This is a genomic window from Desulfomicrobium orale DSM 12838 (assembly GCF_001553625.1).
Lineage (GTDB): Bacteria > Desulfobacterota > Desulfovibrionia > Desulfovibrionales > Desulfomicrobiaceae > Desulfomicrobium > Desulfomicrobium orale.
The window spans coordinates 2651485-2665694 of record NZ_CP014230.1 but is presented as its reverse complement, the minus strand read 5'-3'; the positions used below and the strand labels follow the sequence as shown (position 1 = coordinate 2665694).

The window sequence follows — 14210 nt, the reverse complement described above, 5'->3', positions numbered from 1 at the left end:
CATGAGCAAAAGCATCTTCATCGATACCAGCCGTTGCACGGCGTGCCGCGCCTGCCAGGTGGCCTGCAAACAGTGGAAAGGATTCGAGGCCGTGCCCACCAAACAGACCGGCACGCACCAGAATCCGCCGGACTTCACCCCCCAGAACAACAAACTGGTCCGCTTCTCCGAGCACAAGATCGACGGGCGGATACACTGGCTCTTCTTTCCCGACCAGTGCCGTCATTGCCTGCAGCCCGGATGCAAGATGGCCTCCGATCCGTACGTGGACGAGGCCATCGTCATCGACGAGGCCACGGGCATCGTGGTCTGTACGGAGAAATGCAAGGATCTGACCGAGGAACAGTGCCAGGAAATCATCGATTCCTGTCCGTACAACGTTCCGCGCCGCAATCCGGAAACCGGTATGCTGAGTAAATGCAACATGTGCATCGACCGCGTGCACGCAGGTCTGGAGCCCATGTGCGTGAAAACCTGCTGCACCGGGACCATGAGCTTCGGCGAGCGGGACGACATGATCCGTCTGGCCGAGGAGCGGCTCGAGAAGGTCAAGAAGGAGCATCCCAAGGCCGAATTGCTGGATGTGGAGGACCTGTCGGTCATCTTCCTCGTGACCCAGCCCAGAGCCATGTATCATGATTACGCCTGCCGCCAGCCCCGGCCGCTGGACCGGGGAGAATTCCTGGCCAGCCTGGTCAGGCCGTTCAGGCATATCATCGGCTGACCGGCATCCGTTCATCAATTCGTTCCGGCCCGTCGGCATCCCGGCGGGCCGGTTTTTTCAAGGAGAGACCATGCCCGTTTCCGGCAAAAGGGGAGAGGACATGTCCGCCCGCCATGAGCCCTTTCGCGAGATTATCGACCGTTTCGGCAGATTGCTGCACTGCCAGAAGGATGTCCGCGAGGAACTCGGTCCTCTGGATATCCCGGCTTCTCCGAGCGAAAAGGATCTCCTGTCCGGCGTTCCCATCGTGCATGCGGTCCGGCCCAGTCTTTTCGTTCCGTCGTTCCGGCTGTCGGCCGCCCGTGTCTGGCCCGTTCTGGGCGGCATTTTTCCCGATCTGCAGGAAACTCTGGACCGCCTTGAGCGGATTCTTCCGGAAGGAGAGTGGCTGGAGCAAGCCTTGCGGGCGCTGATGCACGCCGACGCCGGAGCCATCGGCCTTGCAGCAAAGCAGAGCGGCACGGCGCCGGAGCTTTTGCTGTTGTGTCTGCGGTCCGCCTGGGCGCCGGTCATGGCGGCGGCCCGGCCCGCGCTTTTGAACGGAATATCGATGGAATTGTGGCGCAGGCCCTACTGTCCGGTCTGCGGTTCGGAACCGGACATGGCTGTGCTGGAGAATCATCCCGATCCGTCGGAATTTCTTGTCTCCAAGAGCGGCGAAGTATGGCATCACTGTCCGGCCTGTCTGCATCGCTGGAGATTCGTGCGTGTGGCCTGCCCCGCGTGCGGCAATCTGGATCACAAACAGCTGACCCGTTTCTCCGCACCGGATGCTCCCATGGAGCATATCTACGCCTGCGAGGCCTGCCGCCGCTATCTTCTGTGTCTGGATCTCGTGGAGAGCGGGTCCAGAACGGATGTCGATCTTGCCGCTCTGGAGCTCGTACATCTGGACGCCGTCGCGCAGAGCCGGGGATATGCGCCGCTCTCGTCTGCGCCATGGACGGCTCTGGGGATGGACCGCCAGGAGTCCTGAGGTTGTTTCCCGGCGGGCGGCTTGCGGAAAACACGGTCTTTCCGCAGAAGACGTCTGGCTTTCCGGGCCGGGTCTGCATCGCGCCCGCCCCCGGTTTCCGGCGTCATCCCGCGTAGGTCATGAGGCGTTCTCCCGCAGGACCTCGGCGGTCTTCATTTCCAGTTCTTCCTTGTCGATGGGCTTGACGCAATAGGCGCTGGCCCCCAGTTGCAGGGAGTCGCGGGCCGTCTCCAGGCTCGGGTATCCGGTCAGCATGATGGCCTTCAATTCCGGCCGGGCCTGTTTCATTCTGGACAGCACCTCGATGCCGGTCATCTTTTCCAGTTTCATGTCCAGTATGGCCAGATCCACGTGTTTTTTGGCCACATGCCGGATCGCGCTTTCCTCTCCGGTGAAAACCTGAACCTTATGCCCCTGCCGTTCCAGAATCCGCTTGATCAGAACTCCCGCGTCGGAAACGTCGTCCAGTACGATGATATCAGCCATACGCGCCTCCCGGAAAACAAAGCGCCAGCACTTTCCTGGGACAGTGCCGGCGCTCGCCGTCATTCAGTTACCGCCTCCTTCGGCCCGGATGAAATCTATTTTTTCCAGCGGGCGATGGCGTCCTTGATGACCTTTTTGGCTTCATCCAGGCCATACCAGCCTTCGACCTTCGTGGAGCCAGGCTTTTTCAGGTCCTTGTAATGATTGAAGTGGTGTTCGATCTGCTTGATCAGCTGCTGCGGGATGTCTTCCAGTTTCTTCAGGAAGTTTCCGGTATTGCGGTCGTCGGCGGGGACAACGACGATCTTGTCGTCCACCTCGTTGTCATCGACGAATTTCATGACGCCGAGAATCCTGGCTTCGAGAAAAATTCCGGTGGTCAGCGGGTGGTCAGTCAACAGCAGGACATCCAGCTCGTCGCCGTCTTCATCCAGAGTTTGGGGGATGAAACCGTAGTTGACGGGTTTGGCGTATATCTGCGGTTCCACCCGATCCAGCTTGAACGCGGCCATTTTGCGGTCCCATTCAATCTTGTGGCAGGAGCCGGCGGGAATTTCCACCACCACGTTGACTACGCCGTTTTCATAATCCCCAGGTTCCAGAATCTTGTTGAAATCCGCCATGTCGTTCTCCTTTTTATGGGTTGAGGAAAATTTCATGCCTCAAAATTTCAGTTCTGGGAGGCCGATACGACAAAAAAGAACGCTTCACAAGACGAAGATTGTGCTTTTTTGGGGCCTTAGCTCCACGTCCCGCCATATTCAGCGCGAGGACATGGCCCCGAGCTCTCTTTCGAGGATACGGCGCAGGCTTTCCTCCAGCTCCGGGCTGGAAACGTTCCCGTCCGTTCCGACCCGGAAATATTCGGCGCAGATCTTCCGGTCTTCGCCGCTCCAGGTGCTGGTCAGCCCGAGCCTGCCGCGCTCTTCCATCTCCGCGGGCAGTATGTCCTCGTCGCGGCGGGCGTGCGCCCAGTGGATCACATGCCAGTAATGGAGCAGGAAGCGGTCCAGCAGAATGTAAACCCACTGCACCGTACTGACGGGTCCCACCCGCACGGTTCTCTGTCCTATTTCCATGCCGAGCACGCGTTTGCGGACCAGACGCTCGCCCTGGAACAGGGCGGCCAGCCCCGCCGCCGCACCGCCCACCGCCGCGAAAAGCCCCAGACTGTGCCCCAGAGCGGCCACATCGACCACGGCTCCGGCGGCTCCGCCAGCGGCCGCTGCCGCCGCAGCCAGTTTGGTCCGGCTCAGGCCGAACACCCGCCATGTCGTGCGGGAGAAAAGGTCTTCCTGAAGCATGGACTGTCCGGGCAGTGAAAACGACCGGGGATCGTGGCGGAACAATCGGCAGACCTCGGCGTGCAGACGGGCTTCCTCGGCCCGGATGCGATCTTCCAGCCGGCCGGTCAGGCGGGTTTCCATTTCCTTGCGCCGGGAGGGATCATCCAGTTCGGCTTCTTCCCGCATGTCCAGAATCCGGTTCAGGAATTCGCAGGCCAGGGCGGCGCATTCTGCGTTTCTGCGTTCCCAGTCCCGGACAAAGGCGTCGATGACCCGGCCGAGGGCGGCCTCCCAGTCCTGTTCGATCACACGCAGACTCTCCAGAAGCCGCAGTCTTTCGGCGAAGGTGGCGGCCAGGGCGTTGAACATGCGCACCGCATTGAAATGCCTGCGCAGGGCGTTCTTCCATTCCTCCAGAAAACCTTCCTCACCGGTTTTGCAGTTGAGGATGGCCATGCGCGGACAGCCCGTCAGCCGCAGAATCTCCATTTCCGCCAGATCGACCTGGCGCAGAGGCCGGGAGGCGTCGGCCACATAGATAAGCCCGGCACCCCGGGTGAGCGGAGTCAGGAGTTCGCGTTCGTGCTCCAGACCGGGATCGTCGGCGTGCTCCCGTAGAAAGGCTTCCACCATTTTTCCTTCGGGCATCGGGTGTTTGCGCATCCAGCCCAGGGTCTGCACGGGATTCTGAAATCCGGGCGTGTCCACGAAAACGATGCACGGCTCTCCGTCGATGATGACGGGGTACTCCTGGGCCCGGACCGTTTCTCCCGGCACGGGGCTGATCCGGATCCGGTCGTTTTCCACCAGGGTGGCGACCACGGAGGACTTGCCTTCGTTGGGATGGCCGATCACGGCAAAAACGGGGATGGTCTTCATTCCGGCACTCCGATGACATCCATGCGCGGCGGCGCCAGACGTCCGGCCGCTTCGGTCCATATTTGCAGTTCGGTGGCCGTCGGCGCGGTCAGCCAGTTTCCGTTTCTGGGCCGCCCGGCCAGCAGAAGCGTGACGCTGCGGTTCATGGCCTCGTCCCGGCCAAGGAGAGACAGGGCGGAAAGATTTTCCTGGATGGGCGGCTGCCATGCTTCCACCAGAACCACGAAGCGCTCGTGTCCGCCCTGCCAGACGTTTTCCGAGCAGGTCTCGAGTATTTTCCGGATCTGTGTCTCTTCCAGCGCTGCGGCCACGATCTTGTCCGGCGCATGACCTGTCGTCTGCAGCAGGACGGCGTTCAGCGCATCCGGGGCGACGCGTTCGAGAATTTCCGGCCCGGCCACCAGTACCGCGTCCAGTGCCGAGGGTGATGGCTGGGGGGTGGAGGCGGCTGATGCGCGCGGCGCAGGCAGGGGCGTGAACCGGGCTTCCTCCGGCTTGTCCGCGCGGACAAGCGGGGTACGCATCCTGTCAGCGATGCGCCGCGCATCGGGATGGATGAAAGAGGCTTCCAGCGCGCGCAGCCTCCACCGCGCCGCAAAAAGAAGCGCAGCGCGCGGCAGAACGGCGTAAACAGCCAGACAGGCACACAAAAACGGCCACCAGGCGGCCAGATCGGCGGAAGCCAGCCGGGCGATGCCGTCTTTGAGGATGATGCGGCTGCCTTCTATCTGTGCCAAAGTGGGGGCAAGACCCAGAGAATCCGGAAGCCAGCGCCAGGGCAGGGACAGGGCGGAGACGACCGCATGCATGCCTTCCGGGCCGGTGCGCAGCGTGGACTGCCATCCGAAAGCCAGATCCGTGACCACCACGCTGCCCAGGGTGCCGCCCAGTGCGCCCAGGGCGAAACACAGGCCGCCCAGTTGCGCGAGTCCGAATATTTCCCAGCCCAGCAGCCGGGCGTAGCGGTTCTGGGTCAGCACGGCGCGCAGAAAACGGACGGCCGTCGAGTCTTTCCGGCCCGCTTTCGCGGCGAAGAAAGAAAAGAGGGTGCGGCCCAATGCCGTTCCGTATCCGCGCTCGGGCCGCCGGATCAGACAGAACAGCAGGGCCAGAAGGGAAAGGGCCGTCTGGGAGAAAACGGCCAGGAGCAGAAACACGGAGACATTGACCGGATGTCCGCCGAAATACTGCAACAGACCGCGTACCAGAGATATGCCTCCGGCAAGGCCGCAGATGACCACGGTCCATCGCGCCAGCATCATGAAGGAAGCCCACAGCGCCGAGGGCGGCCGCTTTTTTTCTCCGGCCCGGCGCTGTTCGATCCAGAACAGCGGCCACTTTTCGTCCGGCAGCTCCCGCTTTGCGGCCTCGAGTCCCCACTGGCGGTCTCTGGCCTGCAATGCATCATGTCCGGCCTTCCGGTCTTCTTCCAGAAACCAGTCCATATCCAGATAGTCGACAAGGCGCAGTCCGTGCTTCATGCCCGCGGCCTCTATCAGTAAGCCTGTCTCTTGGCAAAGGAGAAGGAGAAACCGCCCGTTTCGTCTGGAAGGCACGTGTGCCCGAATCTTGCATTTTCCCTCGTATACGGCCAATACATCCAGACGGATATGGACTGTTTCCACGTTCCGGAAAATATCTTTTCGGCATCCGGGCCGGGATGACGTCTTCTTATAAACGAGGCAGACAATGCTCGACCGCTTTTTTCTTCAGACCTCCGAAACCCTGTTGCAGCAGGTGTCGCGCTCTTTTGGCGAAGTGAGCCACCGCCCGCAGGAAACCCCCATTCTGACCACGGCCATCCTGGTCGCTGCGGCCATTCTGTGCTATCTGCTGTGGAAAAAAATCGCTTCCGGCAAGGGCTCCCGCTGGGGAGGCGGCCCGGCCATGCAGCCCGAGGCCGTCACAGCCATTCTCCAACAGGCCCTCATGCACCGAAGCCGGATGGACATGAGCTTTCATTCCATCGATGAAGTGCGGAAGACCGTCTCCTGCACCCTGCACGATATCTCGGACGAGGAAATCGTTCTGGAAATGCCCGTCGGGATCACGCCCTCGGAGTTCTGGCAGGACCGGGTCATGGATTGCTTCTTCCGCATCCCCCAGCCGGGCAAGGGGCCTTACTTCTACAGATTTTCCACATCCGTCCTGCGTACATTCCGGGACGGCGGCATTGGCTATCTGGTGCTTACCATGCCCCGGAAAGTGGAACTGGGGCAGAAGCGCCGCCATCTGCGGCTGGAAGTGCCCCCGGCGGATATCAGGGATTTCCGCATCTGGGCTCCCGAGGACGGCACTTGTCCCTTTGACACGGAAGAGGAAGCCTGGCCCGCGCCGTTGGCGGTTTACGCTTCGGATGGGGCCGGCATGCGCGTCATGGACATTTCCGGCGGCGGCATCAAGCTGTTCTTCGATCCGGAGCAGTACCAGGGGCTGGAGGAGTTCGTAGCCAGAAATCCGGTTCTTTTCATGCGGCTGGAGCTGATACCCGTGGCCGGAACGGAATATCCTCCGTATTATATAGCGGCGCGGCTGCGCACCAGCGTGCGGGACGTGAACAGCGGGGCACTTCTGCTGGGCTACGAGTTTGTCGAATGCCGCGACCGGAAGGCGACCACTCTGGACTGGATCAGGATAGAACCCCGTCAGGGTGTGGACGACCTGGTCAACTGGGTTTTCAAACGCCACTTGGAACTTTACCGGGAGGGGGAAATCGTTTAGACGTGCAGGCGTTTTTCATTTTCAAAATTCCCAGCGGAGGACCATATTGATGGATGAGGGCTCTGACAGTCGACCGTGGGCTACCCTGCTGAAGCGTCTTTTTCAGCGTAAGGGCGAAAGTCATCTGGAAGACGCCATACAGGAAGCAAAGGACGGCGGAGAGCTGCAAAACGACGAAATGTCCATGCTTCTGAACGTGTTGCAGCTCGATGACAAACAGGCATACGAAATCATGGTTCCGCGGACGGACATAGTCTGCGCGGAGCTTGAAGACACCATCACCGAAGTCGCCAGAAGATTCTTTGAAAGCGGGCATTCCCGCCTGCCCATCTACAAGGAAACCAAGGACCAGATTGTCGGCGTTCTGCACTGTAAGGAACTCCTGCGTTTTTTCGCGGGCGACGAACAGGCTCCCGCTGATCTGGCCTCGGTTCTGCGCCCCCCTTATTTCATTCCGGAGACCAAGAACGTCAAAAACATCCTGCTCGACTTCCAGAACAACAAGCAGCACATGGCCATCGTCCTCGACGAGTACGGGGGCACTGCCGGGCTGGTGACTCTGGAGGATGTGCTGGAAGAAATCGTCGGCGACATCGAGGACGAGTACGACCCACCCCGGCCTGAGGACATTCAGCCCATGGATGACCGCACCTTTCTCGTGTCCGGCCGCACCACCCTCGAGGATCTGGGAGAGGAATGCGGCATTCACCTCGACTCCGAACAGGTGGAAACCGTCGGCGGATATATCAGCGAGCAGCTTGGGCGCGTTCCGGAAGCCGACGAATCCCTGGAACTGGAGGGATACACCTTTCTCATCAAGGAAGCCGATGCCAAACAGATTCAGTGGGTTGTCGTTTCCGGCCCGGCGGACTGATTTCCTGAAAAGCTTCTGGGGGCTTGCGGTTCTGGCCTTTCTGGGTGCCTGGTTCGGCTTTGCCAACCCGCTTCTTCATTTTCCCCCGGCCATTTTTTTGCTGCCAGCGGCGCTCCTGCTGACCGGAGTTCGTTCCGAAAGCCTTCCACAGGCTCTGCGCGCCGGGTTTCTGGTATCTCTGCCGGGATACGCGGCCAGCCTGTACTGGATAGCCCTGCCGGTGCATGATTTCGGCAATCTGCCCTGGGTATTGGCGCTTCCCTGTCCGGTTCTGGTCGGAGGGCTGTTGGCCGCCTATGCGGCCATCTTCTGTGCCGGAATTTTCCTGACCCGCGGCCATGCCGGGCATCCGGCGGCCTGTCTTTTCTCCGGCGCGCTCTGGTCCAGCCTCGAACTGGCCCGGAACCACTTCCTGACGGGCTTTTCCTGGCTGCCGCTGGCCTCGGCCCCGGCCATCTGGCCACAGGTTTTGGGGGCGGCCGCCTGGGTGGGTGCGTTCGGCCTGTCCGGGATTCTGGTGTCCCTGACCCATGCCGTGCTTCTGTGCCGGAACATGGGCAGGCTCATGGCCGTTCCTTTTCTGGTACTTCCTTTTCTTCCGGCCCTGTTTTCCCCGCCCGCAATGCCCGATGAGCGGGCTGAGGTGATCGTCGTTCAGGGCAACATCGACCAGAATCTCAAATGGGACGAGGAAAGCCAGAAGAGCATTCTGCAAACCTACATCGATCTTTCCCGTACAGCGGTGCGGGAAGAGAGCGCCGATCTCGTGGTCTGGCCGGAAACGGCCATGCCTTTCTATTTTCAGGACCCGACGGAACTGTCCCGGCATGCCAGCCGGGCCGTGGCGGAATTGGGCGTTCCGCTGCTGGCCGGAGCCCCGGCCTATTCCAGCCTGGACCCCAAGGATGAGCCGGAAGCGGATTTCGTGCTGCGTAACCGGGCTTATCTTCTGAATGCCCAGGGTGGGACGCTTGGCTGGTACGACAAGGAACATCTGGTTCCTTTCGGCGAATACGTGCCCCTTGGCAAATGGCTTCCTTTTCTGACCAGGCTGGTCCCCGGCGAGTACGAATTCCGCCCCGGCCGGAACATGGAACCTCTGCGCTCCGGCGCGCTGGCACTGGGAACGCTCATCTGCTATGAGGCCATTTTTCCGGAGCTGGCGCAGAAGCGGGTCGCCCAGGGAGCCAATGTGCTGGTCAACATCAGCAACGACGCCTGGTTCGGCCGTTCGTCCGCGCCCATACAGCATCTGCATCTCGCGGTCCTGCGCGCGGTGGAGCAGGGGCGTGCGCTCGTCCGGGCCACAAACACGGGCGTAAGTGCGTTCATCGGTCCGGACGGTAGGGTGGAAACGGCCACGGGGCTTTTCACCGCCGCCACGCCGCGGAAAAAAGATGTCCCGCTCTTGACAGGGACAACCTTTTACCATGACCATTTTGATTTCATTCATCTGGTCTTTCCTCTGGCGGCACTCCTTTCCGGGGCTGCCTGCTGGCTGAAAGGCCGCAGAAAACATCCGGAATCACCATGCTCCAATACTCGGAATTGAAGACCAGGGCCGCCCAATTGAACGAAAGTTTCAGCGATTTCTGGGGGCGGCTTTGACCTGCGTGGACACAAGGAACGCTTAAACGAAATTGAGAAGCAGATTTCCGCGCCCGGAGCATGGGACAAGCCGGATCTGCTCACCCCGGTGTTGCAGGAAAAAACGCAGCTGTCCGGGCAGGTGGAAGAGTGGGAGGCGCTGGAAGCGTCCCGCAACAATGTTCTGGAATGGCTCGAAATGGCCGCCGAGGAAGAAACGGCGGAGATGCTGCAGGCTCTGAACGAGGCCTTGGACGAGATGTCCTCCAGGCTCGACGCCGCCCAGATGCGTACACTTCTAAGTGGCCCCGAGGACATCAGCGAGGCCATTCTGGAAATCCATCCGGGAGCGGGTGGCACGGAATCTCAGGACTGGGCCGAAATGCTGCTGCGCATGTACCGGCGGTTTGCCGAACAGAGCGGCTTCAAGGTCGAGGTGCTCGATCTGCTGCCCGGTGACGAGGCGGGCATAAAGAGCGTCACCCTGCATATTCACGGCCCGTACGCTTACGGCCAGCTCAAGGCCGAAAAGGGAACTCACCGCCTGATCCGCATTTCTCCGTTTGATTCCAGCGGCCGCAGGCATACGTCTTTCGCCTCGGTGGACGTGTATCCCGACGCGGGCCAGGACATTGAGATCACCGTACGGGACGAGGATATTCGCGTGGACATCTTCCGCTCCAGCGGGCCGGGCGGACAGTCCGTGAACACCACGGATTCCGCAGTGCGTATCACACACCTGCCGACGGGTCTGGTGGCTCAGTGTCAGAACGAGAAGTCCCAGCACAAGAACAAGGAGGCGGCGCTCAAGGTGCTCAAGGCCCGCCTGTACGAGTTGGAACTGCAGAAGATCGCCGACGAGCGGCAGGCCGAGTATGCAGCCAAAGGAGCCATCGCCTTCGGCTCCCAGATCCGGACATATACGCTTCAGCCCTACCGGCTGGTCAAGGATCACCGCACCGATACCGAAACGAGTAATGTCGACGCGGTGCTGGACGGATGCATCGCTCCTTTCATCCACAATTATCTGCTGCACCTCCATGCCAGAAAATAGCACCGCCGCCAGAGAGTTCCTCGCCGAACTGGAGGAGCTGGAAAAGCTTCTGCCGCAATCCGAAGCGGGCGGACTGACCGCTGTGATCCGTCTGGTCCGGTCCGGCGTGCCCCTGGAGGAGCTGCTGCGTCAGAAAGATTTGGCGCAGTGGATCGTTCTGCCTTTGGGCGCGGACAAGTTTCCCGCTCTGGAACGGCTCCGGGAGCGGCTGCACGCTCTGGTCTTCGAAAAAGACCATGACCCCCTGTCGGGGCTTCCCAACCGCCGGGCTTTCGACCGTCTTCTGGGAGTGGAAGTGGAGCGGGCCACCCGTTTCAAGACGCCTCTTAGCCTGTGCATTCTTGATTTGGACAATTTCAAAAGCGTCAACGACAAGTACGGCCACCCGTGTGGCGATCTGGTCATCCAGGCCATGGGTGGCGTCCTGCGCTCCGGAACGCGGAAGATCGATGTGCCGGCTCGCATCGGCGGCGAGGAATTCGGGCTCATTCTGCCCGGCACCGGCCTGCTCAGCGCCCAGAAACTGGTGGAGCGGCTCCTTCAGGCCGTTCGTGAGGGGCGTGTGGACTGTTCCACGGCCGGAAATCTGTCCTTTACCTGCTCGGCGGGGCTGGCCTGCTACCGGGGCAAACAGGCTCCAGATGCGGACAGACTGCTGGCCGAGGCGGACAAGGCTCTGTACCGGGCCAAGGCCGAGGGCAAGAACCGCCTGGTGGCGGCACCGCTTCTGGACGCCGCGTTGCCGCTGGATCACACGCTGGTGCAGCAGAACGAAAAACGCTTTCTTTTTTCCTCCCTCTTCACCGATGCGGCGGAGCGGGGCGGGGATTCATGAGGATATCTATGAGCGGACCGAACAAAACCCTGAGTCTTTCCGTGGTCAGCGGCAAAGGCGGAGTGGGCAAGACCAACATCGCCCTCAATCTGGGCTTTGCCCTGCGGGAAGCCGGGCATTCCCTGATGCTTCTGGACGCGGATCTGGGGCTGGCCAATCTGGATGTGCTGCTGGGCATTTCACCGGAAAAAAACCTTCAGGACCTGTTGGGCGAGACCAGCGCCGAGAGCGTTGTGGTGCCTCTTGAGGAGGGCTTTGCTCTGTTGCCCTCGGCTTCGGGTGTGGCGGAGCTGGTGGAACTGGACGAAGATGTGCGGGGTGTTCTGCTGGACAAACTCGAAGCCCTGTTCCGTCAATACGACTTTCTCCTGCTGGATCTCGGCGCGGGCATCAGCCCCACGGTACTGGCCTTTGCGGCCATGCCGCAGGAACGGATCGTGGTCATCACGCCCGAACCGACCTCTCTGACGGACAGCTATGCGCTGATCAAGGTACTCGCCACTCAGCATCAGGTCAGAACATTTCAGATCATCGTGAACATGGCTGAAAGCGATAAAGAAGCGAAAATCGCTTTCGAACGCCTGAGCCAGGCCTGTGACCGTTTTCTGGGCCTGCCCGTGAAGTTTCTGGGGGTCGTGCATAAAGACGGCATGGTGCCGGAGTCCGTGCGCCAGCAGGTGCCGTTGCTGAAATTCGCCCCGGACAGCCAGGCCGCAGGGGACATCCGCTCCATTGCCCGAAAGCTTGTGGACAGCAGAACCAGGTTGCTTGATCTCATTGCCCGCAGCCCCATCCTTAAAACCAGCTGAGAGCGCCGTGCGTATCATTTTTCTGATAGCCATCTTGATCGTCCAGCTTTACGGCGCGGGATGGGCCGAGACCCGTCTTGTACTGACCGGGAATACTCTGGGCGAACATGCCCCCTGTCCGACCTGAGGGGGAAGAAGCCTCGGTGGGCTGGCCCGGCGGGCCGCCTTTTTCAACTCTTTGAGAATGCCCGGAACTCTTTTTCTCGGTTTGGGCTATGAACTGGTGCCTTTTTCCGGTGCGAAGGAAGATATAGGCATGGAGGCTCTCGTCGCGGCCCATGCACATATGAAGTACGACCTGTTCATGCTCGCCGCCTCTGAACGGGAATGGAACGTGCCGTTTGCCGTGCCCTATCCCCTGCATGAGCCCGAACTGATCGTCAGGAGTGTACCCGAAGGAAATCTTGCCTTCGTGCTGTTCCCCGAAAAGGACATGTCCGAGGCGGACGAAGAACGGTTATTTCATTTTGCGGAAGAGCTGCGCCAGTCGGGCCGATATAATCTGATTATCGGTGTTTCTTCGTGGGGAGATGAGCGGGAGCAGGATTTTCTGGGGCGTCGCGGCGAAGTTTTTGACATGGTTTTCGGCTCCGGAGAGGGGCCGGGATATTCCGGACTGTACTTGCGGGATAACCAGGTGCTCTGGGTGCGTCCTTTTACCAAAGGCAAGGTGGTTCTCGCTGTAACCATGCCGAAACTGCCCAAACCGGGGGAAAAAGTTGTTTGGGAGCCGGATGTATCGGTGATGGTCCACTCCTATCCTCTGACCGGAGATCATGCAGCTGACCCGGGGGTGGAGAAGTTGTTCAAGCCTTGATCTTTGGTCGTGTTGTATGGCAGGAGATAAAATTTTAAGCAACACCCGACGCCGGATTGCTGGCTGAATCCGATGCCTCAGTAATGTTAGGAATTCCAAAACGAAAAAGCACTCACATTTTCATGTAAGTGCTTTATTTTTCTTTATTGGCGTCCCCAAGGGGATTTGAACCCCTGTTATCGGCGTGAAAGGCCGTTTACGCATAATGGATATCTTTGTCATCTTTGTTTACAGATAGGTTATCCATTTATTCTAAACGGTTAAGGAGGACCGCTATGGAGACTTTACAAGATTTGTGGGATTTCTACTTTAATAACGTCCTGACAGATCGAAAAATACGATCACAAGTAACTGATTCAGGACGATGGAAACATATTTGCGCTTTTTTTTGGAGCAAATAGGAAAATCAACACTCTTAGCTCAGTGCAGCTACTTCAATTCAAGTCCTATCTGCAAAGCAGAAAGCTAAGCCCGCAAACTATCAAACATTGCATATCGCTACTTCAAAGAGTGCTTAATTTTAGCATTCATTATGGTCTATGCGACATGGCAATCCCTAAAATTAGGCTTCGCTCTTATGACAACCGCCGTGTTAGATTTCTGTCAAAATCAGAGGCCAGAAAATTACTGGAAGAGCTTCGTCAAAATCTTTTATGGCATGACATCACAGCTATTGCGTTATATACTGGGCTTAGAGCAGGCGAAATTTTTTCATTACGCAAATCAAGCTTGGATATACAAAATAGATACATCCATATCTTTGATACGAAGTCTACTCTAAACAGATCAATATACCTAAACGCACAAGCATTGGAAGTTGTTCAGCGACATGCTTGCCTGAATCGTCCCTATCTTTTTTTCAATGATCAGACCTGCTCGCCAATACGATTCGTCAGCAGGATTTTCACTTCAGCAGTAGAGCGGGCAGGGCTTAATCCGCCTGATGTGGACCGCCGGAATAAAGTGGTTTTCCATACACTCCGGCATACATTTGCAAGCTGGCTTGTTCAGGATGGTACACCGCTTGCGGTTGTGGCCCAACTGCTGGGGCACACGAACATCAGGATGACAATGCGCTATGCCCACTTGGCCCCAAGCCAAGGAATCAAACATCTGATTAACTTGGGCATCTAATTTTGTGATTTTATAGTGTCAAGAAATT

Annotated in this window: 13 protein-coding genes and 1 pseudogene; 10 read left to right on the top strand and 4 right to left on the bottom strand. The window is 59.0% G+C overall.

Annotated features, from left to right (window positions below):
• The first annotated feature begins 1 nt into the window (after nucleotide 1).
• A complete protein-coding gene (locus AXF15_RS12520) occupies nucleotides 2-724 on the top strand; it encodes a 4Fe-4S dicluster domain-containing protein (protein WP_066608157.1) in 723 nt (240 codons plus the stop codon).
• 100 nt (nucleotides 725-824) lie between these two features.
• The gene (locus AXF15_RS12515) at nucleotides 825-1700 is read left to right on the top strand and encodes a formate dehydrogenase accessory protein FdhE (protein WP_169793671.1); all 876 of its coding nucleotides are present in this window, start codon (nucleotides 825-827) and stop codon (nucleotides 1698-1700) included.
• Between the two features lie 117 nt (nucleotides 1701-1817).
• Here the strand turns inward: AXF15_RS12515 and AXF15_RS12510 are convergent, their stop codons facing one another.
• The 4 genes from AXF15_RS12510 to AXF15_RS12495 form a co-directional block, all read right to left on the bottom strand.
• Complete coding sequence (locus AXF15_RS12510) at nucleotides 1818-2186, bottom strand: response regulator (RefSeq protein ID WP_066608992.1); 369 nt, start codon at nucleotides 2184-2186, stop codon at nucleotides 1818-1820.
• A 95-nt stretch (nucleotides 2187-2281) separates the two neighbouring features.
• Nucleotides 2282-2809, bottom strand: a complete 528-nt coding sequence (locus AXF15_RS12505; protein WP_066608146.1) for an inorganic diphosphatase — start codon at nucleotides 2807-2809, stop codon at nucleotides 2282-2284.
• A gap of 138 nt (nucleotides 2810-2947) precedes the next feature.
• Nucleotides 2948-4351: a GTPase/DUF3482 domain-containing protein gene (locus AXF15_RS12500; protein ID WP_066608145.1), complete on the bottom strand. Its 1404-nt coding sequence runs from the start codon at nucleotides 4349-4351 to the stop codon at nucleotides 2948-2950.
• A complete protein-coding gene (locus AXF15_RS12495) occupies nucleotides 4348-5832 on the bottom strand; it encodes a DUF2868 domain-containing protein (RefSeq protein ID WP_066608143.1) in 1485 nt (494 codons plus the stop codon). Before AXF15_RS12495 ends, AXF15_RS12500 begins: the two co-directional genes overlap by 4 nt.
• Before the next feature lie 208 nt (nucleotides 5833-6040).
• Here AXF15_RS12495 and AXF15_RS12490 point away from each other — a divergent pair, with 208 nt between their 5' ends.
• The 8 genes and pseudogenes from AXF15_RS12490 (at nucleotide 6041) to AXF15_RS13805 (ending at nucleotide 14182) form a co-directional block, all read left to right on the top strand.
• Nucleotides 6041-7072, top strand: coding sequence for a PilZ domain-containing protein (locus tag AXF15_RS12490; protein WP_066608142.1), 1032 nt, complete (start codon nucleotides 6041-6043; stop codon nucleotides 7070-7072).
• Nucleotides 7073-7121: 49 nt separating this feature from the next.
• Nucleotides 7122-7946 (top strand): hemolysin family protein, encoded by an 825-nt coding sequence (locus AXF15_RS12485; protein WP_066608141.1) that lies wholly within the window; start codon nucleotides 7122-7124, stop codon nucleotides 7944-7946.
• The gene (lnt, locus tag AXF15_RS12480; protein ID WP_083518048.1) at nucleotides 7900-9498 is read left to right on the top strand and encodes an apolipoprotein N-acyltransferase; all 1599 of its coding nucleotides are present in this window, start codon (nucleotides 7900-7902) and stop codon (nucleotides 9496-9498) included. Before AXF15_RS12485 ends, lnt begins: the two co-directional genes overlap by 47 nt.
• Nucleotides 9477-10587, top strand: a protein-coding gene (prfB, locus tag AXF15_RS12475) for a peptide chain release factor 2 (protein WP_151192395.1) whose coding sequence is annotated in 2 segments (ribosomal slippage) — nucleotides 9477-9551 and nucleotides 9553-10587 — 1110 coding nt in all. Because the reading frame shifts where the segments join, the coding sequence is not laid out codon by codon here. The genes lnt and prfB overlap by 22 nt, the downstream gene beginning before the upstream one ends.
• Nucleotides 10574-11422 carry a GGDEF domain-containing protein gene (locus AXF15_RS12470; RefSeq protein ID WP_066608134.1) on the top strand — a complete coding sequence of 283 codons (849 nt, stop codon included), beginning with the start codon at nucleotides 10574-10576 and terminating at the stop codon, nucleotides 11420-11422. The genes prfB and AXF15_RS12470 overlap by 14 nt, the downstream gene beginning before the upstream one ends.
• Before the next feature lie 8 nt (nucleotides 11423-11430).
• On the top strand, nucleotides 11431-12231 hold the full coding sequence (locus tag AXF15_RS12465) for a MinD/ParA family protein (protein WP_066608130.1): 801 nt from the start codon (nucleotides 11431-11433) through the stop codon (nucleotides 12229-12231).
• Between the two features lie 139 nt (nucleotides 12232-12370).
• Nucleotides 12371-13048: pseudogene (locus tag AXF15_RS12460) on the top strand (UshA-like (seleno)protein family 2); the annotation flags it as partial.
• A 546-nt stretch (nucleotides 13049-13594) separates the two neighbouring features.
• Nucleotides 13595-14182: a site-specific integrase gene (locus tag AXF15_RS13805; RefSeq protein ID WP_151192393.1), complete on the top strand. Its 588-nt coding sequence runs from the start codon at nucleotides 13595-13597 to the stop codon at nucleotides 14180-14182.
• Nucleotides 14183-14210: the final 28 nt, after the last annotated feature.

Coding starts and splice junctions, on each gene's coding strand:
- AXF15_RS12520 (WP_066608157.1), top strand. CDS start 2: ATGAGCAAAAGCATCTTCATCGATACCAGCCGTTGCACGGCGTGCCGC.
- AXF15_RS13805 (WP_151192393.1), top strand. CDS start 13,595: ATGGCAATCCCTAAAATTAGGCTTCGCTCTTATGACAACCGCCGTGTT.
- AXF15_RS12495 (WP_066608143.1), bottom strand. CDS start 5,832: ATGAAGCACGGACTGCGCCTTGTCGACTATCTGGATATGGACTGGTTT.
- AXF15_RS12505 (WP_066608146.1), bottom strand. CDS start 2,809: ATGGCGGATTTCAACAAGATTCTGGAACCTGGGGATTATGAAAACGGC.
- lnt (WP_083518048.1), top strand. CDS start 7,900: ATGCCAAACAGATTCAGTGGGTTGTCGTTTCCGGCCCGGCGGACTGAT.
- AXF15_RS12510 (WP_066608992.1), bottom strand. CDS start 2,186: ATGGCTGATATCATCGTACTGGACGACGTTTCCGACGCGGGAGTTCTG.
- AXF15_RS12490 (WP_066608142.1), top strand. CDS start 6,041: ATGCTCGACCGCTTTTTTCTTCAGACCTCCGAAACCCTGTTGCAGCAG.
- AXF15_RS12515 (WP_169793671.1), top strand. CDS start 825: ATGTCCGCCCGCCATGAGCCCTTTCGCGAGATTATCGACCGTTTCGGC.
- AXF15_RS12485 (WP_066608141.1), top strand. CDS start 7,122: ATGGATGAGGGCTCTGACAGTCGACCGTGGGCTACCCTGCTGAAGCGT.
- AXF15_RS12465 (WP_066608130.1), top strand. CDS start 11,431: ATGAGCGGACCGAACAAAACCCTGAGTCTTTCCGTGGTCAGCGGCAAA.
- AXF15_RS12500 (WP_066608145.1), bottom strand. CDS start 4,351: ATGAAGACCATCCCCGTTTTTGCCGTGATCGGCCATCCCAACGAAGGC.
- AXF15_RS12470 (WP_066608134.1), top strand. CDS start 10,574: ATGCCAGAAAATAGCACCGCCGCCAGAGAGTTCCTCGCCGAACTGGAG.